Origin of the sequence: Pseudonocardia sp. MH-G8, from assembly GCF_002262885.1 — a bacterium.
Lineage (GTDB): Bacteria > Actinomycetota > Actinomycetes > Mycobacteriales > Pseudonocardiaceae > Pseudonocardia.
Map to the genome: position 1 here is coordinate 540,017 of NZ_NKYF01000001.1, position 24,475 is coordinate 564,491.

At 73.0% G+C, this 24,475-nt stretch carries 25 protein-coding genes; 3 read left to right on the plus strand and 22 right to left on the minus strand.

Annotated features, from left to right (window positions below; genetic code table 11):
* Window positions 1-42 precede the first annotated feature (42 nt).
* From CFP66_RS02470 to CFP66_RS02555, 18 genes are all read right to left on the minus strand, one after another.
* A complete protein-coding gene (locus tag CFP66_RS02470; RefSeq protein WP_094920089.1) occupies window positions 43-1,632 on the minus strand; it encodes an ABC transporter substrate-binding protein in 1,590 nt (529 codons plus the stop codon).
* Entirely contained in the window at window positions 1,629-2,561 is a 933-nt protein-coding gene (locus tag CFP66_RS02475; protein WP_094920090.1) for an SDR family NAD(P)-dependent oxidoreductase, read from the minus strand. The genes CFP66_RS02470 and CFP66_RS02475 overlap by 4 nt, the downstream gene beginning before the upstream one ends.
* A 197-nt stretch (window positions 2,562-2,758) precedes the next feature.
* The gene (locus tag CFP66_RS02480) at window positions 2,759-3,853 is read right to left on the minus strand and encodes an ABC transporter permease (RefSeq protein ID WP_233159089.1); all 1,095 of its coding nucleotides are present in this window, start codon (window positions 3,851-3,853) and stop codon (window positions 2,759-2,761) included.
* A 13-nt stretch (window positions 3,854-3,866) separates the two neighbouring features.
* Entirely contained in the window at window positions 3,867-4,826 is a 960-nt protein-coding gene (locus CFP66_RS02485; RefSeq protein ID WP_094920091.1) for an ABC transporter permease, read from the minus strand.
* Window positions 4,823-5,794, minus strand: a complete 972-nt coding sequence (locus CFP66_RS02490; RefSeq protein WP_094920092.1) for an ABC transporter ATP-binding protein — start codon at window positions 5,792-5,794, stop codon at window positions 4,823-4,825. The genes CFP66_RS02485 and CFP66_RS02490 overlap by 4 nt, the downstream gene beginning before the upstream one ends.
* Window positions 5,784-6,794: an ABC transporter ATP-binding protein gene (locus CFP66_RS02495; protein WP_094921425.1), complete on the minus strand. Its 1,011-nt coding sequence runs from the start codon at window positions 6,792-6,794 to the stop codon at window positions 5,784-5,786. Before CFP66_RS02495 ends, CFP66_RS02490 begins: the two co-directional genes overlap by 11 nt.
* Before the next feature lie 84 nt (window positions 6,795-6,878).
* On the minus strand, window positions 6,879-7,112 hold the full coding sequence (locus CFP66_RS02500; RefSeq protein ID WP_233159091.1) for a hypothetical protein: 234 nt from the start codon (window positions 7,110-7,112) through the stop codon (window positions 6,879-6,881).
* Window positions 7,109-8,215, minus strand: coding sequence for a hypothetical protein (locus CFP66_RS02505; RefSeq protein WP_233159093.1), 1,107 nt, complete (start codon window positions 8,213-8,215; stop codon window positions 7,109-7,111). Before CFP66_RS02505 ends, CFP66_RS02500 begins: the two co-directional genes overlap by 4 nt.
* Window positions 8,212-8,760, minus strand: coding sequence for a UGSC family (seleno)protein (locus CFP66_RS02510; protein WP_094920093.1), 549 nt, complete (start codon window positions 8,758-8,760; stop codon window positions 8,212-8,214). Before CFP66_RS02510 ends, CFP66_RS02505 begins: the two co-directional genes overlap by 4 nt.
* A gap of 24 nt (window positions 8,761-8,784) precedes the next feature.
* Complete coding sequence (locus CFP66_RS02515) at window positions 8,785-9,576, minus strand: ABC transporter permease (protein WP_094920094.1); 792 nt, start codon at window positions 9,574-9,576, stop codon at window positions 8,785-8,787.
* On the minus strand, window positions 9,576-10,409 hold the full coding sequence (locus tag CFP66_RS02520) for an ABC transporter ATP-binding protein (RefSeq protein ID WP_094920095.1): 834 nt from the start codon (window positions 10,407-10,409) through the stop codon (window positions 9,576-9,578). The genes CFP66_RS02515 and CFP66_RS02520 overlap by 1 nt, the downstream gene beginning before the upstream one ends.
* Window positions 10,406-11,485: an ABC transporter substrate-binding protein gene (locus CFP66_RS02525; protein WP_094920096.1), complete on the minus strand. Its 1,080-nt coding sequence runs from the start codon at window positions 11,483-11,485 to the stop codon at window positions 10,406-10,408. Before CFP66_RS02525 ends, CFP66_RS02520 begins: the two co-directional genes overlap by 4 nt.
* 180 nt (window positions 11,486-11,665) lie before the next feature.
* Window positions 11,666-11,941 (minus strand): muconolactone Delta-isomerase family protein, encoded by a 276-nt coding sequence (locus tag CFP66_RS02530; protein ID WP_094920097.1) that lies wholly within the window; start codon window positions 11,939-11,941, stop codon window positions 11,666-11,668.
* 1 nt (window position 11,942) lies between these two features.
* The gene (locus CFP66_RS02535) at window positions 11,943-12,956 is read right to left on the minus strand and encodes an ABC transporter ATP-binding protein (protein WP_094920098.1); all 1,014 of its coding nucleotides are present in this window, start codon (window positions 12,954-12,956) and stop codon (window positions 11,943-11,945) included.
* 127 nt (window positions 12,957-13,083) lie between these two features.
* Window positions 13,084-14,103 carry an ABC transporter ATP-binding protein gene (locus tag CFP66_RS02540; RefSeq protein ID WP_094920099.1) on the minus strand — a complete coding sequence of 340 codons (1,020 nt, stop codon included), beginning with the start codon at window positions 14,101-14,103 and terminating at the stop codon, window positions 13,084-13,086.
* A complete protein-coding gene (locus CFP66_RS02545) occupies window positions 14,100-14,966 on the minus strand; it encodes an ABC transporter permease (protein WP_094920100.1) in 867 nt (288 codons plus the stop codon). Before CFP66_RS02545 ends, CFP66_RS02540 begins: the two co-directional genes overlap by 4 nt.
* Window positions 14,953-15,954, minus strand: a complete 1,002-nt coding sequence (locus tag CFP66_RS02550; RefSeq protein WP_094921430.1) for an ABC transporter permease — start codon at window positions 15,952-15,954, stop codon at window positions 14,953-14,955. The genes CFP66_RS02545 and CFP66_RS02550 overlap by 14 nt, the downstream gene beginning before the upstream one ends.
* On the minus strand, window positions 15,951-17,549 hold the full coding sequence (locus tag CFP66_RS02555; protein WP_094920101.1) for an ABC transporter substrate-binding protein: 1,599 nt from the start codon (window positions 17,547-17,549) through the stop codon (window positions 15,951-15,953). Before CFP66_RS02555 ends, CFP66_RS02550 begins: the two co-directional genes overlap by 4 nt.
* Before the next feature lie 355 nt (window positions 17,550-17,904).
* Between CFP66_RS02555 and CFP66_RS02560 the strand changes: the two genes are divergently transcribed.
* From CFP66_RS02560 to CFP66_RS02570, 3 genes are read left to right on the plus strand one after another with little or no spacing between them, the layout of a single operon-like run.
* Window positions 17,905-19,173 (plus strand): GAF domain-containing sensor histidine kinase, encoded by a 1,269-nt coding sequence (locus CFP66_RS02560; RefSeq protein WP_233159094.1) that lies wholly within the window; start codon window positions 17,905-17,907, stop codon window positions 19,171-19,173.
* A complete protein-coding gene (locus CFP66_RS02565; protein WP_233159095.1) occupies window positions 19,170-19,880 on the plus strand; it encodes a response regulator transcription factor in 711 nt (236 codons plus the stop codon). The genes CFP66_RS02560 and CFP66_RS02565 overlap by 4 nt, the downstream gene beginning before the upstream one ends.
* A gap of 46 nt (window positions 19,881-19,926) precedes the next feature.
* Window positions 19,927-20,736, plus strand: a complete 810-nt coding sequence (locus CFP66_RS02570; protein WP_094920104.1) for an IclR family transcriptional regulator — start codon at window positions 19,927-19,929, stop codon at window positions 20,734-20,736.
* A 6-nt stretch (window positions 20,737-20,742) separates the two neighbouring features.
* On the opposite strand, the gene CFP66_RS02575 is transcribed toward CFP66_RS02570, so the two are convergent.
* From CFP66_RS02575 to CFP66_RS02590, 4 genes are read right to left on the minus strand one after another with little or no spacing between them, the layout of a single operon-like run.
* Window positions 20,743-21,753, minus strand: a complete 1,011-nt coding sequence (locus CFP66_RS02575; RefSeq protein ID WP_094920105.1) for an amidohydrolase family protein — start codon at window positions 21,751-21,753, stop codon at window positions 20,743-20,745.
* A gap of 20 nt (window positions 21,754-21,773) precedes the next feature.
* A complete protein-coding gene (locus CFP66_RS02580; RefSeq protein WP_094920106.1) occupies window positions 21,774-22,877 on the minus strand; it encodes a zinc-binding dehydrogenase in 1,104 nt (367 codons plus the stop codon).
* Window positions 22,878-22,921: 44 nt separating this feature from the next.
* Window positions 22,922-23,926 carry a hypothetical protein gene (locus tag CFP66_RS02585; RefSeq protein ID WP_094920107.1) on the minus strand — a complete coding sequence of 335 codons (1,005 nt, stop codon included), beginning with the start codon at window positions 23,924-23,926 and terminating at the stop codon, window positions 22,922-22,924.
* The gene (locus tag CFP66_RS02590; protein WP_094920108.1) at window positions 23,923-24,468 is read right to left on the minus strand and encodes a UGSC family (seleno)protein; all 546 of its coding nucleotides are present in this window, start codon (window positions 24,466-24,468) and stop codon (window positions 23,923-23,925) included. Before CFP66_RS02590 ends, CFP66_RS02585 begins: the two co-directional genes overlap by 4 nt.
* Window positions 24,469-24,475: the final 7 nt, after the last annotated feature.

A 24,475-nucleotide genomic window follows, 5' to 3' on the forward strand; every position in this document is an offset into this window, starting at 1 on the left:
GATACGAGTGCCCCAGCACTCGTATCCACTCACGGGGGTTTTCTAGGGCTCCACGTCGCTCAGCCAGACATCCGCCAGGCGCTTGCCCTGGTAGATCGGGCTCGACCAGAGGTCCTGCACGCGCTCGTTCGCGATCGCGTAGTCGAACTTCTGGATCGGGTACAGCGCCTGCACGATCTCGGTCTCCATGCGCTCCTGCATCTGCCGGTAGATGTCGGCGCGGGCCGCGTCGTCGACCGCCGCGCGGGAGCGCTCGACCATCTCGTTCAGCTGCGGGTCGTTCACCAGCGCGTAGTTCTCGATCGACTCCGGGTTGAAGTCACGCCACACCTGGTCGGGCAGGTGCACCCCGCGCAGCGCCTTGGTCATCGCGAAGTCGTGGTTGCGGCGCCGGTCGATGCCGGTGGCCGGGTCCACGATCTCGATCTCGACCTGGATCCCGACCTCGGCGAGGTCGGCCTGCATCCACTGCGCCTCGCGCACGTCCTCGTCGTCGACGCGCTGCACGAGCAGCGACGTGGAGAACCCGTTCGGCAGGCCCGCCTCGGCCAGGAGCCTGCGGGCGGCCTCCGGGTCGAACGGGCGCAGGGCGAGCACCTCGTCACGGGTCAGGGCCGCAGGGCTGGTGTCGGGCCGCAGCAGGGACGTGAGCTCGAAGGCGCCGCGGATGTTCTCGCCCATGCCGACCCAGTCGATGGCCTGCATCACCGCCTTCCGCACGCGGATGTCGTCGAGCGGTTCCACGGTCGGGTTGAGGTAGAAGCTGATCGGGGCGCCGGGGGTCTCGGTGACGGTGAAGCCGCCGCGCGAGGAGAACTCCTCCGCCACCACGGCATCGCTGGTGGTGCCGACGTCGAGCCGGCCGCTGCGCAGCGCCGCGGTGACGGCCGCGGTGTCGCTCAGGATCGGCATCCGGATCTCGTCCAGGTAGGGCCGGTCCGGAACGAAGTAGTCCGGGTTGCGCCGCAGCACCCACTCGACGTCCGGGGTGTGGCTCTCGAGGATGAACGGCCCCGTGCCGATCGCCTGGGTCGCGAGGTCGAACTGCCCCTCGACGCCTTCGCGGGGCATGATCACGTTGAAGTGGTAGGCCAGGTACTCGAGCAACGGGCTGTAGGGCCGGTCCAGGGTGAACACCACGGTGTGCTCGTCCGGCGCCGTGATCGCGTTGACCGGTTCGAACATCCAGGCGTGCTGGGCCGGGACCTGCTTGACGGCCTCGAAGGTGGCCACCACGTCGTCGGAGGTGAACGGGCGCCCGCTCACCGGAGCGACGTCCTGCCAGCGCACGTCGTCACGCAGGTGGAAGGTGTAGGTCAGCCCGTCCGGCGCGATCTCCCACGACTCGGCGAGGTCGGGCACGACCTCGAGCGTGGTGACGTCGGGTCCGGTCCGGAAGTCGACGAGCTTGCTGTAGACGGTGCCCGAGACAACGCCCTGGGCCGCCGGGTCGGTCTGGTCCAAGGGGTTGATGTTCGTACTGATCTCCGAGGGCATGTGCAGCACGAGGCTGCCGCCCGGACGGGGTTCGCCCACCGGCTCCGACGGTCCCCGGGCGCCGCCGCCCCCGCCGCACGCGGAGAGCGCCAGCAGGGCGGCCACCGCGGCGCCGAGCAGCGCACGTCGATTCACGACATCTCCTTGTCGAGCTCGCCCGTGACGTCGAGGGGGATGAGCGGGAGCGGCCCGGCGAGATCGCCCGCCGCGGCCGGGGCGTAGGCGAAGTTCTTCGCGCGCGCCCCGCCGTCCACCACGAAGTCGCAGCCGGTGATCAGCCGCGCGTAGTCCGAGCACATCCACGCGACGCAGTGGCCGATGTCGGTCGGCGTGCCCGTGGTGCCCATGGGGACGAGCGGCGCGCGGTCCCCCGCCCAGCGCGACGGCCTGCGCCACTCCTCGTCACCGGTGGCGCCGCCGATGCCGTGCGCCCGCGGCCGCTCCAGCACGCCGCCCGCACCACGTTCGGCGATCAGCTCCGGGTTGTCGGGCGTCGGCGCGGTAGGCGTGAAGCTGTTGACGCGGATGCCGTAGGGCGCCAGGTCCATCGCCGCCGCCCGCACGAAGTTGTTCACCCCGCCCTTGTGGAACGCGTACGCGATCACCCCGGCCGAGCCGGACCAGCCGTTGGACGACGAGATCGCGACGATCGAGCCGCGGATCCCGCGCTCGGCCATGTGCCGCCCGACGTGCTTGGTGTGCAGGAAGTTGCCCATCGCGGCCACGTGGACGGCACGGGAGAAGAACTCGCTGCTCTCGTCGAGCACGCCCTTGCCGCCCAGCAGCGCGGCGTTGTTGACCACGATGTCGATGTGCCCGAACTCCGCGACGATGCGGTCGAGGTAGCCGGTGACCTGCTCCTCGTCGGTGACGTCCCCAGGCACGGCGATCGCGGTGCCGCCGTTGCGCTCGATCCGCTCCACCGACGTCTTCGCCGCCGCCGGGTCGATGTCGTTGCAGGCGACGACGGCGCCGTAGCGCGCCAGCGCCAGCGCGACACCGCTGCCGATGTTCGGTCCCGCCCCGGTGACCAGGGCGACCTTGCCCTCCAGCGAGATGTCCACAGTGCTCCTTCTGTGTTTGATTGCCTCCGCTTCGCTCCGGCGGGCTCGCGGGCCCTGCTCGATGGCCTCGGCTCCGCCTCGGCGGCTCGCGGGCCCTCCAGGCACCGCCCTGCTCCTCCGGTGCTCAGTGCCTGATGGCCTCCGCTCCGCTCCGGCGGCTCGCGGGCCCTCCAGGCGCCGCCCTGCTCCTCCGGTGCTCAGTCGCTCGTTCCTCGCTCCCTGCGCTCCTCCCCCGCAGGACGGCGCCGGCCCGCTCGCTGTGTGGGATGGCCGCTGTGGGGCCTTGCTCCCTGCGCGGCGTCGTTCTCGTCGGTGGAACGGGCGAGGCTCGGGGCCAGTCGGGTGGGCGCGCGGGGGCGCCACCAGCGGCGGGCGGCGCGGTCGACGGCCGGGCGCTGCAGGCGCGGGTCGAGGTGGTCGCGCAGCGCGTCGCCGAGCAGGTTGAAGCTGAACACCGCCATCGACAGCAGCGTGGCGGGCACGATGATGATCCACGGGGCGCGCTCGACGTACCGCACGCCCTCGGACAGCATCGCGCCCCACGACGGGGTGGGCGGCGGGGCGCCGATGCCCAGGAAGGACAGCGCCGACTCGGCGATGATCACCCCGGCGAAGATCAGGCTGCCCAGCGTCAACACCGAGGCGAGCAGGTTGGGCAGCACGTGCAGGGCCAGGATCCGGGGGGTGCCCGCGCCCGTCGCCCGGGCGGCCTCGACGTAGCGCTCCTCGCGGATGCGCAGCGTCTCGCCGCGGGCGATGCGGTTGAACGACGGCGTGATCACCACGGTCAGCGCGATCACCGTGTTGCGCACCGACGGGCCCAGGATCACCGCGATGAACAGCAGCAGGACGATGCCCGGGACCGCCTGCACGGCGTCCATGACGCGCTGCAGCACCACGTCGACGGCGCGCCCGAAGTAGCCGGAGACCACGCCGAGCGCGGTGCCGAGCACGAGGCTGATGCCGGTGGTGGCCACCCCGATGAGCAGCGAGGTGCGAGCCCCGTGGATGGTGCGGCTGAGCACGTCGCGGCCCAGGTCGTCGGTGCCGAGCAGGAACTGCGCGGACGGCTCTTCGAGGATGTTGCGGCGGAACTGCTCCAGCGGGTCGTACGGGGCGATCCAGGGAGCCAGCAGCGCCGCCAGCACGAACACGGTGATGAGCACGAGCGCCACCGCGCCCAGCGGCTGCGCCCGCATGAAGGCCCGCAGCGCGGCGAGCACCCCCCGCAGGTCCCGGCGGCCGGACGGCACCGGCGGCGCGGGCGCCTTCGCGATCGTCTCCTGGCTCACGACGTCTCCTGGCTCACGACAGGGCCCTCCCGGTCCGGATCCGCGGGTCGATCAGCGCGTAGAGCAGGTCGATCACGATGATCGTCACGACGAAGAGGCCGGCGTAGAAGATCGTGCAGGCCACCACGACGGGGTAGTCGCGGTCGAGGACCGCCTGGTAGATGAGCTGCCCCGTGCCCGGGATCGAGAACATCTGCTCGAGGATCACCGTGCCGCCCAGGATCGTGGCCAGCTCCAGACCGAGCAGGGTGAGCACGGCGATCGTCGAGTTGCGCAGCGCGTGCTTGAAGATCACGGTGCGGTGCCGCGCGCCCTTGGCGTGCACGGTGCGGATGTAGTCCGAGCCCAGCGACTCGAGCATCGACGAGCGGGTCATGCGCGCGATCCCGGCCATGCCACCGGTGCCGAGCGCGATGACCGGGATGGCGATCTGCTGGATCCAGCTCACGAGGTCCTCGCCGGGTCCGGCGTAGACGATCGGGGGCGACCAGGCGAACCACAGCGCGAGCAGTGTGAGCAGCAGCAGCCCCACCACGAAGTTGGGCACCGACAGGAACGCCACCGCGAACACGCGCACGGCCGAGTCGACCCAGGTGCCGCGGGTGACGGCGGCGAGGATGCCGAACCCGACCCCGAGCAGCGCGCCGAGGACCATCGCGATCAGGCCGAGCTGCACGGTGATCGGCACGCGGGAGAGGAACAGCTCGGCCACCGGCTCGCCGCTGTAGAACGACGTGCCGAGATCGCCCTGCACGGCGTTGGCCAGCCACGAGCCGAGCTGCACCCACACGGGGTCGTCGATCCCGAACTCCGCGCGCAGTGCGGCGGCCTCCTCCGCGGTGACGCCGGTGTCCTGCAGCTGCAGGGCCACCGCGTCGCCCGGCACCAATCTCATGATCACGAAGACGAAGACGGTGACCAGCACCATCACGACGAAGCCGTAGCCCAGCCTGCGCAGGGTGTAGCCGATCATGCGAGCGTCACCTCCCGGCGCGGGTCGTGGAGGTGGCAGGCCGCGGTGCGGTCGGGCGCGATCCGGTGCACCAGCGGTACCTCGGTGCGGCAGTCCTGCGCCACCTGCGGGCAGCGGGTGTGGAACCGGCACCCCGGCGGCGGGTTGCTCGGGCTCGGCGTCTCCCCCTCGGGCACGGCGCGCTCACGTCGTCCGAACTCCGGGATCGCGTCCACCAGCATCTGCGTGTACGGGTGACGCGGATCGGCGAACAACGCGTCGCCGTCACCGCGTTCGACGATCTCACCGAGGTACATCACGCAGACCTCGTCGGACATGTACCGCACCACGTTCAGATCATGGGCGATGAACAGGTAGGACAACCCGAGCTCGGCCTGCAACCTCTTGAGCAGGTTCAGCACCTGGGCCTGCACCGACACGTCGAGCGCGGACACCGCCTCGTCGCAGACGATGAGGTCGGGGTCGGTGGCCAGCGCGCGGGCGATGCCGATCCGCTGCGCCTGCCCGCCCGAGAACTGGTGGGCGTACTTGTGCAGGTCGCGGGCGCTCAGCCCGACCCGCTCCAGCAGCTCGACGACGCGGTCCACCCGGGCCCGGCCGCGCGCCAACCGGTGCACCGCGAGCGGCTCACCCACCGCGTCGAGCACCCGCATCCGCGGGTTCAGCGAGCCGAACGGGTCCTGGAACACGATCTGCATCCGCCGGCGCAAGGCCCGCATCTCGGTGCGCGAGGCGCGCCGCAGGTCCGTGCCGTCGAACCGCAGCTCACCCGACGTCGGCTCGAGCAGCCGCAACGCGAGCCGGGCCACGGTGGACTTGCCGGAGCCGGACTCGCCCACCAGTCCCAGCGTGCGGCCTCGCGGGATCGCCAGCGAGACGCCGTTGACCGCCTGCACGACGCTGCGCCGGATCCGGAAGTGCTTCACGAGGTCGCGCGCCTCGAACAGCGGCGGTGGATCACCCGACACCGGACACCTCCTCCTCGTTCACGGGCGCGTCCACCTCGTGCAGCCAGCAGCGGCTCGCCCGCCCCGGCCCGAGGTCGTAGAGCTGCGGTTCGCCCGTGGCGCACCGGTCGAGCGCCGACGGGCAGCGCGGGTGGAAGCGGCACCCACCGGGCATCTCCGACGGGTGCGGCACGGTGCCCGCGATGGCCGGCATCGGCGCGTCGCGCGGGGTGGTCGGCGTGGGGATCGAATCGATCAACGCCCGGGTGTAGGGGTTGCGCGGCGCGCTCAGCACCTCGGCCACCGGTCCCTGCTCCACCACCCGGCCCGCGTACATCACCAGGACGTGGTCGGCCATCTCGGCGACGACCCCCATGTCGTGGGTGATGAACAGCAGCGCCGTGCCGTGCTCGCGCTGCATCCGGCGCAGCAACGCCAGGATCTGCGCCTCGACGGTGACGTCGAGCGCCGTCGTGGGCTCGTCGGCGATCAGCAGCGCCGGCTCGCAGGCCAGGCCGATCGCCACCATGACGCGCTGCTGCTGCCCGCCGGACAGCTCGTGCGGGTACGAGCGGGCCCGCCGCTGCGGGTCGGGGAGCCCGACCTCGCGCAGCAGCTCCACCACACGCCGCTGCGCGTCCTTGCGGGTGAGCGGGCGGTGCGCGCGCAGCGCCTCCGCCACCTGGTCGCCGACGGTGAACAGCGGGTCGAGGGAGCTCATCGGGTTCTGGAACACCATGGCGATCTCGGCGCCGCGCAGACGGCGCAGCCGCTCCGCGTCGGCGCCCACCAGCTCCCCACCCGCGAACCGGATCGAGCCCGCGGTGACGCGGCCGCCGCCGAGCAGGCCGAGCACCGCGAGCGACGACACGCTCTTGCCGGAGCCGGACTCCCCGACCACGGCGACGGTCTCGCCCGCGGCCACGGTGAACGACACGCCGGCCACGGCCTCGATCACACCCGTGGGCGTCGGGAACTGGACGTGCAGGTCGCGCACCTCGAGCAGTGGTGGTGACGGCACCGTCGGCACTCCTTCGTCAGCGGTGACGGGCGGGCGGCAGAGCCGGCCGTGAGTGGATTCGAGTGCCGGGGCACTCGTATCCACTCACGGCCCGGTGTCGGAGGGGTAGAGCAGGGCGATGGCCTCCTCGGGCACCCCGAGCGCAGGTCCCAGCATCGAGCGCATGATCGGCTTGGGCACCAGGCACTCCGCGCAGGCGTCCGCCCCGGCGGTGATCCGCACCTCGACGCCGGCGCCGGACTCGGTCACGGCGAGCGCGTAGTCGTCGGCCGCGAGCGTGCTGCGCAGGCCGTCCAGCGCGGTCTCGTCGATGGTCACGTGGCTCCTCCCCTTCGGTGGCGTTCTTCCCGGTGGTGGCGGTGAACCGGGTGCGACGTGCGCGACCAGCCGCCGAAGCCGAAGGGGCGCACCACCATCGACATGGCCGCGTTGCGCGCCCCCGCGACGACGATCGGGATCTGCGCCGGGTCGGGCACCATGTGCAGCCCGTTCTCGTCGATGCCCGGCCCCTGCTCGCCGTGCAGGCCCTTGCCGGCCCGCTCGAGCTCGGCGTGGCTGCGCACCGCGTGCTCGGAGAGCCAGCGCTGCACGTCGGCCTTGCCGAACCCGGCGCCCGCCAGCAGCTGGGCGTGCTCGACGCCGAGCACCAGGCCTGCCGAGGAGTGCCGCCCGATGGCGGCGCCCGTGCGGGCGATCGTGTCGGCGAAGTCCCACAGCAGCTCCTCCGCGTCGGAGGTGTGCCGGTTGTCGACGAACTCGCAGGTGCGCAGCAGCATCGCCGACACCGCGTCGGTGCCGGGCGCCCGCCCGAGCTCCACCGACAGCGGCTCCCACGGGCTCTCCTCCTCGTTCTCGCCGATGCACAGCGAGAACCGGCCGGGCAGACCCTGGGTCGACTGCTCCAACTCCTGCGGCCGGATGCCGAGCACGTTGCGCACCACGAGGCCGACGGCGCGGGCGATCGTCGCGTTGGCGCGGAAACCGGGCCCCAGCACGCCGCCCGCCGAGTTGATGCCCAGGTCGGCGCGGACCGGCCCGTTCACCACGATCAGCGGGGCGGGACCGCTCGTGCTCTGCCACCCGCCGCCGGTGACCACCCGCTGGCGCATCAGCGCGTCCCACGCGGCCAGCACCACCGGCAGGTGCTCCGGCAGGCAGCCGGCCATGGCGGCGTTCACCGCGGCCTGCTCCACGGTGCACGCCCGCCCGAGGTGCGTCGCGGTGGCCACCACCTCGTCGCGGTGCTGGGGGGTCGCCGCGAGGAACCCCTCCAGCACGCCCGCCGTCACCGGGACGACGGGCAGCCCGTCGGTCCAGCCCTGCGCGTAGGCGTGCTCGATGGCACCGCGGGCGTAGACCAGCCGCGCGGCGTCGTCGGCGGCGCCCTCCGCGTCGCCGGCGAGGGCGGGGCTCGCCGTCACCGCGCCACCGCCGGTTGCGGCGCGGTCAGCAGCGCGACGAGCTCGGGCAGTACCTGGCGGGCCCGCTCCCGCACCCCGTCGGCGTCCAGCGGAGCGACCGGGTGCGGCGTGCACGCGTAGCGGTAGCCGGCGTTGCCCGCCACGCGCGCCATCGCGTCGGCGCTCACCCGGAACGCGTCGCTGCAGATGACGGCGGCCGGGATGCCCGCGGCCTCGAACGCGATGCCGTCGGCCACGGCCGAGGCGCTGCACGAGCCGCAGTCGCCCACGCCGATCACGACCACGTCGCAACCCTCGGCCAGCTCGGCGAGCGTCTCGGCCGGGACCGGGTCGGTGATGCTCAGCTTCTTGCGCCGCACCACACCCGCGGTGCCGTGCCGGCCGGCGAGCAGCTCGCCGACGGCGTCGAGGAACGGCTCGGCGTTCTTCTTCGTGTTGGCCAGCAGCCCGACGGTCAGCCCGTCGAGCCGGTCGGGCCGCCCGGCCCGGCCGCCGCCCGCCGCGGTGGCGGTGCCGGCGGTGGGATCGATCATCGCCTCGTACATCGGAGGCTCCCCCTTCGTGTGGGATCAGGCCGTCTCGCGCCCGAGCACGGACTCGTGCCACGGGATGACGAACCGCTTCGCCCCGTTCACGACCACGTACAGCAGGCACCCGAGGACGGCGAGCAGCAGGATCACCGCGAACAGCTGCGGCGCGTCCAGCGCGTTGAGGCTCACGACGACGAGGTAACCCAGCCCCTCGCTACCGCCGAGGTACTCCCCGACGATGGCGCCGATCACCGCGAAGACCACGGCGACCTCCATCCCCGCGAAGACGTAGGGCAGCGTGCTGGGCAGCTCCAGGTCGCGGAAGGTGGGCCAGCGCTTCGCCCCGAGGCCGAGCATGACGTCGCGGTGGCCGCGGTCGACCGAGCGCACCCCAAGCATCACGTTGAGCATGATCGGGAAGAAGGCCAGCGTGGCGGCCATGATGATCTTCGATGTGACGCCGAAGCCGAACCAGATCACGAACAGCGGGATGAAGGCGACCTTCGGCACGACCTGGATCGCCACGAGCACCGGGCGCAGCGCGCGCTCGAGCCACTCCGCGCGCCCCAGCACCACCCCGACGACGACCCCGCTGACCAGCGCGACGACGAACCCGATCGTCACCTCCGTGAGCGTGATCCCGATGTGGCTCCACGTCGTGGAGTCGGAGAGCAACCGGCCGACCGCCTCGGCCACGTCGCCCGGCGTGGGCAGGATGAACGGCGAGACGCCGAACACCGAGACCGCGAGCTGCCACACCACGATCACCAGCGCGAGCACCACCGGCGTGCTGACCCACGGCAGCCAGGCCATACGGGGGTTCTGGTCCATCAGCCACCCTCCTCGTCGAGCTGGTGGCGCAGCGTCCGCACCACGTCCTGGAAACCGGGCTCGCTCTCCACGTCGAGCGAGCGCGGACGGGCGAACTCCACGCGGGTCACCGAGCGGATGCGCCCCGGCCGCGGTGACAGCAGCACCACCCGGTCGGCGAGGAAGACCGCCTCGGTGATCGAGTGCGTCACGAAGACGACGGTCGCCCCGGTCACCACGGAGATCTTCTGCAGCTCCAGGTTCATCCGGTCGCGGGTGAGGGCGTCCAGCGCGCCGAACGGCTCGTCCATCAGCAGGATCGACGGGTCGTAGCTCAGCGCGCGGGCGATCGCGGCCCGTTGCCGCATCCCGCCCGACAGCTCCCGCGGCAGCGACTTCTCGAACCCGGTGAGGCCCACCAGCTCGCACAGGTCCGCGGCCCGGGCCCGGCGCGCGCGCTTGGCCACACCGCGCAGCTTGAGCGGGAGCGCGATGTTGTCCTCGACGGAGAACCACGGGAACAGGTTCGCGTCCTGGAACACCAGCCCGAACCGCGCCGACGCCGCCAGATCCCGGCGCCCGCCCTGCCAGAGTGCCCGGCCGCCGGTGAGCACCTCGCCGCTGCTGGGACTCACCAGGCCGGCGAGGATCCGCAGGAGCGTGGTCTTGCCGCAGCCCGAACGCCCGACCAGCGAGATGAACTCGCCCGGCCGCACCGAGAGCGAGATGTCCTGCAACGCCTGGGTCTGGGCGCCGCTGCGACCGCGGTAGATCTTGTCGACCCCGCGCAGCTCCAGCTCCGCGGCGCCCTCGTCCACGTCGGGCACGTCCACCCCGGCCGTCCCTCGGGTCATGACTGCGCCCCGGGCAGCAGCTCGTTGGTGAACCACGCGCTCGCATCCAGCCCGCCGGGCACCAGGTTCACGGCGACGGACTCGTCGTAGATGCTCGCCCACTTGTCCTGGGGCGTCTCCAGCAACGGACCGCCGTTCGCCTGCCAGCTGGCGATGTAGGTGCGCAGCGTCTCCTTCGCCAGCTCGGGCTCGCGCAGGATCGGGATGTCGTACTCCGAGCCGATCATCTCCAGCGTCGCGTCGAGGGACTCGTCGGCGATCACCTGCTCCATGGACGCCCGGATGGCGCGCAGGTAGCGCTGCAGGACGTCGCGTTGCGCGGGGTCGGCGAGCGCCTCGCGGGAGGCCATGTAGACCTGGGTGCCGCCGGCGACGAACTGCGCCGGGTCCAGCACCACCGCGTCCGGCTCCTGCTGCTGCACGACCACCGCGGCGTCCATCGCGACGAGGTAGGCGTCGATCCGGCCCTGCTTCACCAGGTCGAACACGGCCGGGGTCAGCCCGACCACCTGCTTGGACATGTCGGCTTCGGTGAGTCCCGCCGAGGTGGCGAGCGTGTCCACCAGCGTCTCGCTGGTGCCGCCCTCCGACGGGATGCCGATCACGCGGCCCCGCATGTCCTGCGGCGTGGCGACCGGGTCGTCGCCGCCCGAGAGGACGCGCAACGTCGACTGCTGGGACGGCTGCGCGATCGCGGTGACCGGGGCGCCCCGCTCCCCGGCCGCGACCATCATCTCCGTGTCCCCGACCCGGGTCAGCTGCGCGCCGCCCGCGATCACGGTCTGGATCGCCTGGGCGCTGCCGCGGGTCACCTGGAACTCGACGTCGAGGCCCTCCGCGGCGAAGTGGCCGCCCGCCTCGGCGATGATCTCGGGGGTGTAGGTCAGGCTCTCGATCGGGATGACGTTGAGGAACGTGACCGGCGTGGTGGCACCGTCGGCGCCGGCCGGGCCGGTGCCTGCGCACCCCGCGAGGAGCAGGGCGACCCCGGCGACGAGCACGGCGGCGCCTCGTCTCCTGCGCCCGGAACGGGGCAGCCGGCGGTAGGGGTGGTGGGTGGCGTCGGGCTGGCGCATCGCTGTTCCACTTCTCTGATCGGCGTCGTCCGGAGGAGCGGCAGTGCGGTCGTGGTGTGGTTCGCGGCCGTCTTGCACGCTAGGAGCGGGTCGGCCCCCTGTTCGACGTGCGGATGTCGGGGCCGGCGCGGCCGTGGCGGCGGGCCGGGCCGCGTCAGATGTCGCGCTCCACGGCCCCGCTCACCGCTCCTGGGGGTGGGTGGCCAGCGGTTCGACCACCAGGTCCAGCCACGGCCACATCGGTAGCGAGGCGAGCGCGTCGTGCAGCGCCGTCGCGTCCTGCGCGGCGAACAGGCCGATCCACCCGGTGCGCCCGGGGACCCGCCACAGCCGCTGCAGCACGCCCGCCGCGCGCAGCTCCTCGGCGCGGGCGCGTTCGGTGCGCCGCAGCTCGCCGCGGTGCTCGACCGGGTGGTCCGGCGGCATCCGGTTCTCGGCGCGGACCAGGAACTCCATGTCAGACTCCTCTCGTCGGTGCCGGCACAGGCGCGTCCAGCGGGAAGTGGCAGGCCGCGCTGTGCCCGGAGGCGCGCTCGACCAGCACCGGTTCCTCCTGCGCGCACCGCTGCTGCGCGCGCGGGCAGCGCGTGCGGAAGCGGCACCCGCTGGGTGGGTCCAGCGGTGACGGCGGTTCGCCGCGCAGCGGGACCGGTCGGCGCGCCCGGCCGGTGGCCGGGTCCAGGCCGGGGATCGACTCGAGCAGCGCCGCCGTGTACGGGTGCAGCGGCCGCCGGTACAGCGCCTCCGCAGGCCCGATCTCGGCGAGCTGCCCCAGGTGCATCACGGCGACCCGGTCGCTGACCTCCTTGACCAGGGCGAGGTCGTGCGCGATGAACACGTACGACAGCCCCAGCTCCGCGCGCAGCTGCTCGAACAGGTTGAGCACCTGCGCCTGGATCAGCACGTCCAGCGAGGACACGGCCTCGTCGCAGATCACCAGGGCCGGCTCGAGCGCGATGGCCCGGGCGATCGCCACCCGCTGGCACTGCCCGCCCGACAGCTCGTGCGGCCGCCGCCTGCCGAACACCGACGGGTCGAGGCCCACGAGGTCGAGCAGCTCGTGCACCCGCTTGCGACGCTGCTCGCCGCCCTTCACCCCGTAGCCGAGCAACGGCTCCTCGACCAGCTCCGCCACCCGCCAGCGCGGGTTCAGCGATCCGAACGGGTCCTGGTAGACCATCTGCAGGTGCCGGCGGGCCTCCACGAGCGGTCGCCGGCGCAGCCCCACGAGGTCGGTGCCCTGGAACAGCACCTCGCCGGACTTCGGCCGCGGCGCCTGGATCAGGGAGCGCGCCAGCGTCGACTTCCCCGACCCGGTCTCGCCCACCACCCCGAGCGTCTCGCCGCCGTGGACGTCGAAGGACACGTCCGACACGGCGTGCACGACGCCGCCCTTCAACCCGCCCGCGCCGCGCACGGTGAACTGCTGCACCACATGGCGTGCGCGCAGCAGCGGAGTCCCGCCGGTCATCCCCCACCCCCGCTCCACCCCGGGCCACACACCGATTTCGGTGCCGCCACACCGACTGCAGTCGGTGCGCGAGCGCTGATGTCGGTGCGTGAGGGTCGGGGTTCGCCGGCGCTGGTCGGTTCGCTGCTCATTTCTCCTCCGGGTGCCAGCAGGCCCACCAGTGCCCGGGCTCGTGCTCGGCGAACGGCGGCGCCGTCGAGCACCGGTCGTCGGCCGAGGCGCAGCGCGGGCGGAACGGGCAGCCGGCGGGCAGTGCCGCCGGGTCGGGGGGCTGGCCGGCGATCACCGGCAGCAGCGCGTGCGACTCCCGCTCCAGCAGCGGGATCGCACCCAGCAGCGCGCGCGTGTAGGGCATCCGCACCGCGCCGAACAGGGTGGCCGCGGGCGCGTACTCCACCGCCCGGCCGCCGTACATCACCACGATGTCGTCGGCGTAGCTCGCGGCGAGCCCGAGGTCGTGGCTGATCAGGATCACGGCGGTGCCGAGGCGTTCCTGCAGCTCGACGAGCAGCTCCATGATCTGGGCCTGCGTGGTGACGTCCAGCGCGGTGGTGGCCTCGTCCGCGATGAGCAGACGCGGCTCACCGGCGAGCGCGATCGCGATCATCACGCGCTGCCGCATCCCGCCGGAGAGCTGGTGCGGGTACTCGAAGAACCGCCGCTCGGGGGCGGGCAGGCGAACCAACGCCAGCAGTTCGACCGCGCGCGCCTTCGCGGCGGCCCTGCCGATCCGCGCGTGGGCGCGCACGGCCTCGGTGATCTGCACGCCGATCCGCATCGTGGGGTTGAGCGAGCGCGTGGGGTCCTGGAACACCATCGCGATGTCGGCCCCGCGCCGCCGCCGCATCTCCCGTTCCGGCAGGCCCACCAGCTCGGCGCCGTCGAACAGGGCCGAGCCGCTCACCCTCGCCGTCGGCGGGAGCAGCCCCATCAGCGCCCGCGAGCTGACGCTCTTGCCCGACCCCGACTCGCCGATCACGGCGAGCATCCGGCCGGGCTCGACCCGGTAGGACAACCCGTTCACCGCGTGCACCGCACGACCGGCGCGGGCGAACCGGACCCGCAGGTCGGTCACCTCCAGCAGGGGTGGGCCCACCGCCGCCCGCTCCGCGCGGTCGGCGTGCACGTCGACGCGTCCCGTGGTCATCGGCCGCTCCACCGCGCGCGCAGGGTCTCGCCGAGCAGGTTGAACGCCAGCACCGTGACGAACAGGGCCGCGCACGGCCAGACCACGAGCATCGGCGTGGCCGACAGGCTCTGCTGCCCCTGGGCGATCATGTTCCCCCAGCTCGGCGCCGGTGGCGGGATGCCGAGTCCGAGGAAGGACAGTGCGCCCTCGATCACCATCACGATGCCCATGCCCAGCATCCCGAAGGTGATCAGCTGCGGGGCGATGTTCGGGCCGACGTGGCGCAGCAGCACCCGCCACCCCGGTGTCCCGCACAGCTGTGCCGCCGCCATGAACGGCTGCTCGCGCAGCCGCAGCGTCGCGGCGCGGGAGATCCGTGCGAACGCCGGGATCGAGAAGAACGCCAGCGCGAGGATGGTGTTGGTCTGGCTGGCGCCCAGGCTCTGCGCCACGGCGAGCGTGAGCACCAGCGACGGGAACGCGATGAGCACGTCGAGCACCCGCATGATCACCGTGTCGACGGCGCCGCCCAGGTACCCGGACAGGGCGCCGAGCGTGCCGCCCGCGACGAGCCCGAGCAGGTTCACCGACACCGCCACGATCAGCGACGACCGGCCGCCGTGCAGGATCCGGGAGAGGATGTCGTTGCCGTTGGGATCGGTGCCCAGCAGGTGGCCGGGCGAGAACGCGTCCAGGTAGGACTCGAGCACGCTCCCACCGATCGGCGGCGGCACGGGCAGCACCAGCGGACCGGCGAAGCAGGCCGCGGCGACCAGCACGAGCACCGCGGCGGGCACCGCGAGCTCCAGCCGGCGCAGCCATCCGCCGGCACGAGGCGACGCCTCGAACTCCACGAGCGCGGGCGCGTCAACGACTGCCATAGCGGATCCTCGGGTCGAGAACGGCGTAGAGCAGGTCGGCGAGCAGGTTGGCCAGCACGGCCACGACGGCGAACACCACGACGCACGCCTGAACGGTGGTGGAGTCCCGGGTGTTGATCGCCTGCAGCATCAGCTGCCCCATCCCGGGCAGGGCGAAGATCTGCTCGACGATGACCGTGCCGCCCAGCAACGTGCCCAGGTTCAGCCCGACCACGGTGATCAGCCCGAACGACGAGTTGCGGAACGCGTGGCGCAGCAGCACCTGCCACGGGCCGATGCCCTTCGCCCGCGCCGTGGTGATGTAGTCCTCGCCCTGCAGCTGGTCGACCAGGTCGCCGCGCAGGAACCGGGTGTAGAAGCAGAACAGCGGGAACGCGATCGCCGTGGCCGGCAGCACCATCCCGTGCAGGTTCTCCGCCACGCTCTCCGACAGCGGGACGAAGCCGATGGCCGGGAACATCGTCAGCTGCACCGCGAACACCAGCACCAGCAGCAGCGCGAGCACGTAGTTCGCCACCGACAGCCCGGTGATGCTGATCAGCATGCTCACGCGGTCGAACATCCGGTTCGGCCGGTGGGCGGCCAGCAGCGCGACCGGGACGGCCAGGCCCAGCGAAGCGAGGAACGCCAGCCCCACCAGCTCACCGGTCACGGCCATGCGCTCGGCGATGAGACCGGTCACCGGCTGGCCGCTCACCAGCGACGTACCGAGGTCACCGGTGACGGCCGCGCCCAACCAGTCCAGGTAGCGCACGACCGCCGGACGGTCGAGGCCCATCTCCGCCGACAGCGCCGCGACCTGCTCGGGGCTCGCCTCCACGCCGAGCAGCTGCTGCGCGGCGTTGCCGGGGATCAACGACAGCACCCAGAAGGTCAGGATGCTGACGCCCAGCAGGATCGGGACGGCCATCAGCAGCCGCTTGCCGACCAGGCGCACGCTCGGCGAGGCCGTCCAGCCGGCGACGCGCGCCGGGGCCACGCTGCTCACTCCGGCACCCTCCACACCTCGTCCCACCGGATCGGGCTGTTGACGACGATCGGCGGGACCTTCGTGGTCAGCCCCGGCCCGTACACCCCCTCCGTCGCGAGGTTCGCCGGGGCGAACGCGAGGCCGAACGGTGCGTACGCGTTCTCCGCGATGTGCCGGCCGGCCTCGGCGTAGAGCCGGTCCCGCTCCGCCGGGTCGAGGCTGGCGGCCGCCGTGTCGAGCAGGCTGTCGAGCTCCGGGTCCTGCACGCCCGTGAACGGGGAGTCCGAGCGGAAGCGGAAGGCCACCCCGACCCCGGCGGCCGGATCCCAGGCGCCCGCGGTCTGCAGCATCGACTGCCACTGGCCGGAGTTGAACTCCTGCACCAGCGTCGACAGCTCGAACGACTCGATGTGGACGGTGATCCCGGCTTCCTGCCACTGGGTCTGCAGCGCGGTCATGACCTGCTCGGCCACGTAGTTGCCGAGCGTGCCGAGGTTCACGGTGAGCCCGCCGAGCTCGGTCACCAGCTGCCGCGCGCGCTCGGGGTCGTGCGCCGGGTAGCCCTCGACGGTCTCGTGGTGGAACAGCCCGCCGGGCCCGGTGAACATCTGGCTCACCGGGTACAGCCCCCGGAACAGGCCCTGCGAGATCGCCTGGAAGTCGGTGGCGTGGTAGATCGCCTCCCGGGCCCGGGGGTCGTCGAACGGCGGGGCCAGTGTGTTGAGCTGCACCACGTAGGGCGACGTCGCAGGCTGCACGGTGACGTTGATCCGGCCGCCCTCCTGCGCCTGCTCCAGCAGCGGGGTCGTGTTGAGGCCCTCGTAGGCCTGTGCCTGCCCGGCGAGCAGTGCCTGGTAGGCGGGCTGGTCGCCACCGATCGACTGGAAGGTCAGGCGGTCGAGGTAGGGCAGGCCCTCCGCGAAGTACTCCGGGTTGCGCTCGAGCACGAGCTCGGAGCTGAGCTGGTTGGAGACCACCGTGAACGGGCCCGCCGCCACCGGCGTGATCGCGAACTGCTCCTCGCCCAGCTGTTCCAGCGCGGTCGGCGAGGCGATCCAGTTGACGTTCGTGACGGGGAAGGCGTTGATCACCGCCGCGAACGGCCGCGTGAACCGCAGCACGACGGTGCGCGGCCCGTCGGTGGTGATGCCGTTCTCGGCGAGCGGCCACGTCGGGGAGCAGGTGCACGGTGAGTCGATCGCGCGGCGGAAGTTGAACGCGACCGCCTCGGCGTCGAAGGCCGTGCCGTCGGTGAACCGCAGCCCCTCGCGGAGCGTGATCCGCACGGTGCGGCCGTCGTCGAGCAGCTCGTAGCCCTCGGCCTGGTGGGGCACGACCTCGGCGTCGCTGCCGTCGTCGTTCGCCTGCAGCTGGAACAGGCCGCCGTAGATCGCGCTCATCTGCGAGATGTTGGCGCCGCCGGTGGTGTTCGTGGCCGGGTCGAGACCCGTCGGCCAGCTGCCCGCGAAGGCGGTGTCCTCGAGGACGGTGATCTCCCCGCCCCGCTGCGGCGGACCCGCCGGCGCGGCGGTGACGTCGCCCGCCCCGCCCCCGCCGCCCCCGCACGCCGCGAGCACCAGGAGCGCGGCCAGGAGCAGGGACACCTCGTGCATGCGTCGTCTCACACGGACTCCCGTTTCGGTAGCGATCTCCTGCGTCGGTCGGGATGCGCCAGGGCCGGTTCAGCGTGGGAGAACCGGCCGTCGGGCGTGCAGGGCCATTTCGTCGGACGGAAGACATGTTGTGACCTACGCCGCCCCCACGACGCCCGGCCTGCGCCACCGCGCCTCCGATGCATCGACGATGCGACATATGTCCTGGCTCACGGGCGCCGTTGTGGCCGACCTCGGCCCGTGGTCGCCGAAGCCTTGTGACAGGGCCTGCGCAATGACAAGACTGGGGCGGTCTCCGGTCGCGCCGGCGAGAGGCCCGCCGGGCGCGGGCAGGACGCTGGACGAAGGAGTCGGCGTGACGGAAAGGGTGATCGAAGCCGGAACCGGGTGCCCGGTGTCGGTGGCGCAGTGCCCCGAGTGCGGGGGGTCGGTCGGCCCGGCCGTCGAGGACGCGTGGCGCGGGCAGCGGCGGCTCGTGGCGATCGCACGGGCGGCGTCGAGCGTCGCGGACGCGGCGTCGCTGTCGGTCACCCTCGACGTGGTCGCGCACGAGGTGGTCCAGGCCGAGCACATCGCGGCCGTGCAGATCCTGCGCGTCGAGGGCGGCACCATGCGCGTCGTCGGCAAGGCGGGCTTCACCGACGCGGAGGACTTCACCGAGCGGTTCGAGGAGTGCCGCAGGCTCGGCGCGCGGATGATGTTCGTCGAGGCGTTCGCCACGCGGCGGCGCATCGTGGTGGCCCACCGCAAGGCCGCCGTGCTCGACGACCCCAAGTGGGGACCGCTGCACGGCATCATGGGAGCGCCGGCCTGGGACAGCTTCGCCGCCGTCCCGCTCGTGGTGCGCGGCCGCGCCGTCGGCGTGCTGAACGCGTTCTACGCGCCCGGCGAGATCCCCGGACCGGCCGCGCTGGAGTTCCTCGAGGCGATGGCCGACCAGGCCGCCACGGCCGTCGACTCCGCCGACCTGCTCGCCCGGTCCCGCCACGACGCGCAGCTCGCCGAGCGCGCCCGGCTGGCCCGCGAGCTGCACGACTCGGTGGTGCAGCAGGTCTTCTCGATGCGCATGCAGGCGAAGGCCCTGCGCGCGCAGGTCGAACCCGGGCGCACGAGCAGCCCCGAGCGGGTGCGCGGGGTCGCCGACGAGCTGCTGGACCTCGCGCAGAACGCGCTCGCCGACCTGCGCGGCCTGGTCCTGCAACTGCATCCCGTCGAGCTGCTCGAGAACGGGCTCGCGGGCGCCGTGCGCCACCACGCCCGCTCCGTGCAGACCGCGTCCGGCCTGCGGGTCGACGTCGACGCCGACGACCCCGCCGAGCTGCCGACCGAGCTGCAGGAGGACCTCTACCGCATCGTGCAGGAGGCGCTGCACAACGTGGTGAAGCACGCGGGCGCCTCGCAGGCTTCGGTGCGGATCCGGGCGGACGCCCCGTCGGAGGGGGGCCAGGTGCTGGTGGAGGTGTCCGACGACGGCAGCGGCCTCGCCGCGGGTCAACGGCGGGCCGACTCGCTCGGGCTGGTCTCGATGCAGGAACGGGCACAACGTTGGGGAGGGCTGATGGAGATCGGCAACGACGGGCGGGGATGCCGGGTGCGGGTGCGGGTACCGGGCGGTGGACGGTGAGCACGGCGGTGTCGGACACCTCGGCGTCGGGAACGGGAGCCCCGGGCTCGGACGTCATCGGCGTGCTGGTCGTCGACGACCACGCCGTGGTGCGCCGCGGCCTGTCCGCCTACCTCGAGAGCGCCGACGGGATCCAGGTCGTCGACGAGGCGGTGGACGGCGAGGACGCGCTCGTGCGGCTCCGGCGCCTGGCCGTCGAGGATCGGCTCCCCCATGTCGTGCTCATGGATGTGCTGATGCCGCGGATGGACGGCATCACCGCGATCGGCGCCGTCCTCGCCGCGTACCCCGAGCTGCGGGTGGTCGTCCTGACCAGCTTCGGCGAGCTCGAGCGCGTGCAGGCCGCACTACAGGCCGGGGCCGCGGGGTACCTGCTCAAGGACGCCGACCCGGACGAGGTCGCCGCCGCGATCCGCTCCGCGCACCGGGGCGAGGTGCACCTCGACCCGGCCGTCGCCGGGCGCCTGACCCGCCACCTGGTGTCCCCGCCCACCGGGCTCGCAGCGCTCACCGCACGGGAGCGCACCATCCTCGCGCTCGTGGCTCGCGGCCTGTCCAACCGCCAGATCGCCGCCGAGCTCTACATCAGCGAGCGGACCGCGCGCACCCACGTGAGCCACGTGCTCACGAAGCTGCAGCTGTCCTCCCGCACCCAGGCCGCGCTCGTCGCGATCCGGGAGGGGTTGATCCCCCCGCCCAGCGCGTGACGCGACCGCCCCACCACATCCCGGCAGGCGACCAACGGAGGTGCCCATGACGGTGATCCCCGAAGCCCCGCAGACAGCCCGTGCAGACTCGGCGGACGGGTCCCGTCCGACCGCGGCGGGCCGGATGCTGTCGGTCCTCGACGCGTTCGGGCCCCGGCACCGCAAACTCTCGCTGAGCGAGATCGCGCGGCGGGCCGGGCTCACGCTGCCGACCGCTCATCGGCTCGTCGGCGAGCTGGTGAGCTGGGGTGCGCTGGAGCGTGACGACAACGGCCGTTACTCGGTGGGGCTGCGGCTGCTGGAGCTGTCCGCGCTGGCGCCGCGCGGCCTCGAGCTGCGCGAGGCCGCGTTCCCGCACCTGGAGGACCTGCACCAGGCCACCCGCGGCAACATCCACCTCGGCGTGCGCGACGGGCTGGAGGTCGTCTACATCGAGGCGATCCGCGCGCGCGTGCCGAACCCGCTCAGCAGCCGCGTCGGCGACCGCTGGCCCATGCACGTCACCGGCACCGGCCTCGTGCTGCTCGCCCACGAGGACCCGGCCCTGCAGGAGGAGGTGCTGGCCGCACCGCTCGAGCGCTTCACCCCGATGACCGTGACCGAGCCCGCCGAGCTGCGGCGCACCCTCGCCCGGATCCGCCAGACCGGGGTCGCGGTGGCCCGCGGCCAGATCACGCTGCCCGATCTGGTGGTCGCCGTCCCCGTGCGCGACCCCGCGGGCCGCGTCACGGCGGCGGTCAGCGTGGTGGTCGCCGCACAACGCGCCCGTCCCCGCGAGCTGGCCTGCGTGCTGACCCAGGCGAGCCGGGCGATCTCCCGCACGCTGGGCCCCCGCACCCCGGCCGCCGCCCGCTGACGACGCCTACCGGCCGGGTGGGGGGTCCAGCCCCAGCCAGCGGTACGCGTTGTTCCAGGCGATGTCCTCCCACACCTCGGGGGGCAGGTCCATCTCGCGCAGGGTGCGGCCTGCCGGATCCTCGCGTGGCATCGCGGGGAAGTCCGAGCCCACCAGCAGGCGGTCGTGGCCGAGCAGGTCGATCAGGAAGCGGACGGCGCGGTGGTCGAAGACCATCGAGTCGTAGTAGAAGCGGCGGGCGTACTCCAGGGGTGTGGGGCCGTCGTCGTGGTTGATCGCCCGCTCCGGCACCAGCGGTTCCTCGTTCCAGGCGCCGGTGAAGAAGTACTGCGCCCTCGGCAGCATGAGCGGGAAGCCGCCCGCGGCGTGGCTGAACGAGATGCGCAGGTCCGGGCAGGCGGCCGCGGTGCCCCCCGTGATCATCGACGCCGCCGCGAACGCGCCCTCGATGCCCACGACGTAGGTGCCCATCGTCGACCTCGGCAGCCGGTCGGTCGGCGTGGGCAGCGCGTGCACGAACACCGCGAGGTCCAGCCGCTGCGCCTCGGTGAAGAACGGCAGGAACCGCGCGTCGCCGATCGAGCTGCCGAGCACCCCCGAGGCGATCTCCACGCCGCGCAGGCCCTGGTCCTTGATCGCCTTCAGCTCCGCCGTCGCCGCGTCGGGGTCCTGCATCGGCACGAGGCCGAAGCCGATCAACCGGTCGGGCTCGGCCGCGCACAGCGTGGCGGTGAACTCGTTGACGTGCCGGGCCAGCGACAGGCCGTCCGCCGCGGGCAGGTCGTAGCGCAGCAGCGGCGGCATCGGGGTGAGTACCTCGACGTCGACGCCGGACGCGTCCTGTTCCTCGATGCGCCGCTCGGCGGAGAAGAACACGTCGCGCGCCCGGAAGTTGGTGGCGCCGAACAACAACGTCCGCGCGGTGGACCCGTCGACGGGCTCCATCCGCGGGAAGCACGAGGGTGCGTCGGAGGGGTAGTCGAACGGCAGCAGGTGGGCATGGGCATCGACGAGCACAGCAGTCGGTTCCTCACTCGTCAGGGGTTGGGGTGGACGGAGACGTGGACGGCTCGCTCGCCTTCCACCTCGCCTGCCAGGGTTTCCATGGCCAGGGCCGTGTCGTCCAGGCCGAACGTGTGGGTGTGCAGCTTCTCCAGCGGGAAGCGGCGGCTCTCGATGATCGCGATCGCCTCCGCGTAGCCGCGGGCGTCCACGCCGAACGCGCCCTTCACCGTCAACGCGCGGTTGATGATCAGGTCGGTCTGCAGCGGCACCTGCGCGCCGCCCTTGAGCCCGGCCAGCACCACCGTGCCGCCGTGGCGCGCGGCCTGCAGGGCGTGCGTGACGGGCGCGGCGGCCATCGGGGTCAGCTCCAGCACCACGTCGGCCATCGCGCCGTCGGTGATCTCCCGGACCCGCTCGACGACGTCCACCGCCGCCTCGCCGTCCACGGTGATCGTGTGATCGGCACCGAACTCGCGGGCCAGCGCCAGCTTGTGCGCGTCGGCCTCCAGCCCGGTGACGATCACCGTGCCGGCCCCGGCCGCCTTCGCCGCGATGACCGCGGCGATGCCGCGCTGGCCCGCCCCGAGCACCACGACGGTGTCCCCGAGGCCGGCGCCGCCGAGGTGCACGGCCCAGCGCACGCCCGCCCCGAGCGGGTTGAACATCACCGCGAGCTCGGCCGGGAGGGTCTTGTCGACCTTGTGCAGCACCGCGTTCGGCGACAGGTAGAGGTGCTCGGCGAGCCCGCCCCACAGCGACGGCGCCACCTCGACGCCGGTGACACCGTGCGCCGGCCCGCGGTTGCGGCAGGACTGGTAGCGGCCGGTGAGGCAGTCGTGGCAGGCCCGGCACGGGATGATCACCTCGAGTGCCACCCGGTCACCCGGCTGCACGCCCCAGCGCTGCGCCGCGCGCTCGCCGACCTCCTCGATGATGCCCATCGGCTCGTGGCCGGGCACCGTGGGCCCGCGGTCACCGCGCATGTGGCCCTTGAACATCTCGACGTCGCTGCCGCAGATGCCGTTGGCCTCCACGCGCAGCAGGCCGTCGTCCGGGCCGATCGTCGGGCGGGGGAACTCCCGCACCTCGATCGTCCGCGGGCGGACCTGCACCGCGGCACGCACCATGTCACTCATCGATCCGCTCCTTCATCGAGGCCGACCGGGACGGCGGTCGCCGACTAGTTGCCGAACAGGCGCACCACCATCGAGATGCCGGCGTTGCGGGCCCCGGCCACGGCGAGCAGCAGGTGGCTCGGGTCGCCGTCGACCAGCAGGGGGTCGAAACCGTCGGGGCGCCCGCCGCTTGCGTGACGCACACCGTTGTCGCCCAGCCCGTCCTTCCCGACGTCGGCCAGGTCGCCGACCGTGCGCCCGCAGTGCTCGGCGAGCCACGCCCGCACCGCCGCCCGGTCGTAGCCGGCACCGGCCAGCAGCTGCGCGTGCTCGGGGCAGAACACGACGCCCACCGACGCGTGCCGGAAGATCCAGGCGCCGGTGCGGGAGATCGTGTCGGCGAAGTCCGCGAGCAGCTGCTCGGCGTCGCTCGTGTGCCGGTTGTCCACGAACTCGCAGGTGCGCAGCAGCGTCGCCGACACCGCCGACGTCCCCGCGGGCAGCCCGGCCTCCACCGACAACGGCTCCCACGGGCTCTCCTCCTCGTTCTCGGCGACGCAGATCGACCACCGTCCGGGCAGGCCCTGGGTGGCCTGTTCCAGCTCGTGCGGGTGCACGCCGAACGCGTTGCGCACGATCAGGCCGACGGCGCGCGCGACGGTGGCGTTCGCCCGGAAGCCGGGCCCGAACACCCCGCCCGCGCGGTTGAAGCCCAGTTCCTCGCGCACCGGGCCGTTCACCACGATCAGCGGCGCCGGACCGCTGGTGGACTGCCACCCACCCCCGACGGCGGCGCGCTCCCGCATCAGCGCGTCCCACGCCGCGAGCACGACGGGGAAGTGCTCCGGGAGGCACCCGGCCATCGCGGCGTTGATCGCCGCCAGCTCCACGGTGGCGGTCCGGTCGAACTGCGCGAGCCGCCCGATCACCTCGTCGGGCCGGCGGGCGGTGGTGGCGAGGAAGCGGTCCAGGAGCGGCTGCGACACCGGCACCAGCGGGAGCCCGTCCGACCAGCCCTGGCCGTAGCAGTGTTCGATCGCCGCCTGCGCCACGTCCGGGTCGAGGGTCATGAGCCGGGTCCGGTGAGCAGCGCGACCACGCCGGGCACCAGCTGCGCGGCCCGCTCCCGCACCTGATCGGGCGTCAGGATCGCGACCGGGTGCGCCGTCGTCAGGTAGTGGTAGCCGGGGGCGCCGCGCAGCGCGGCCATCGCGTCGGCGGTGGCGACGAAGGCGTCGCTGCAGATCACCGCGGCGGGCAGGCCCGCCGCCTCGAACAGCACGCCGTCGGCCACCGCGGAGGCGCTGCACGACCCGCAGTCCCCGACGCCGGTGACCACGACGTCGCAGGCGCCCCTGTACCGGGCCACCAGCTCGTCGGACGCGGGCTGGGCGAAGGCGGTCTTCGTGCGCAGCAGCGACACCTGCGCGGCGCCGTGCTCGGTCACCAGCAGCTCGCCCACCGCCGTGAGCAGCAGGGCGGCGTTCTGCTTGGTGTTCTCCAGGAGGCCGACGCGGGCACCGGTGAGGTCACGCCGACGCGGCGCGCGGGCGGGGGCGGCGGCCGGGCGGGCGGGCCGCCCGCCGGTCGGGTCGAGGATGGTGTTCGGCACGGCGCCT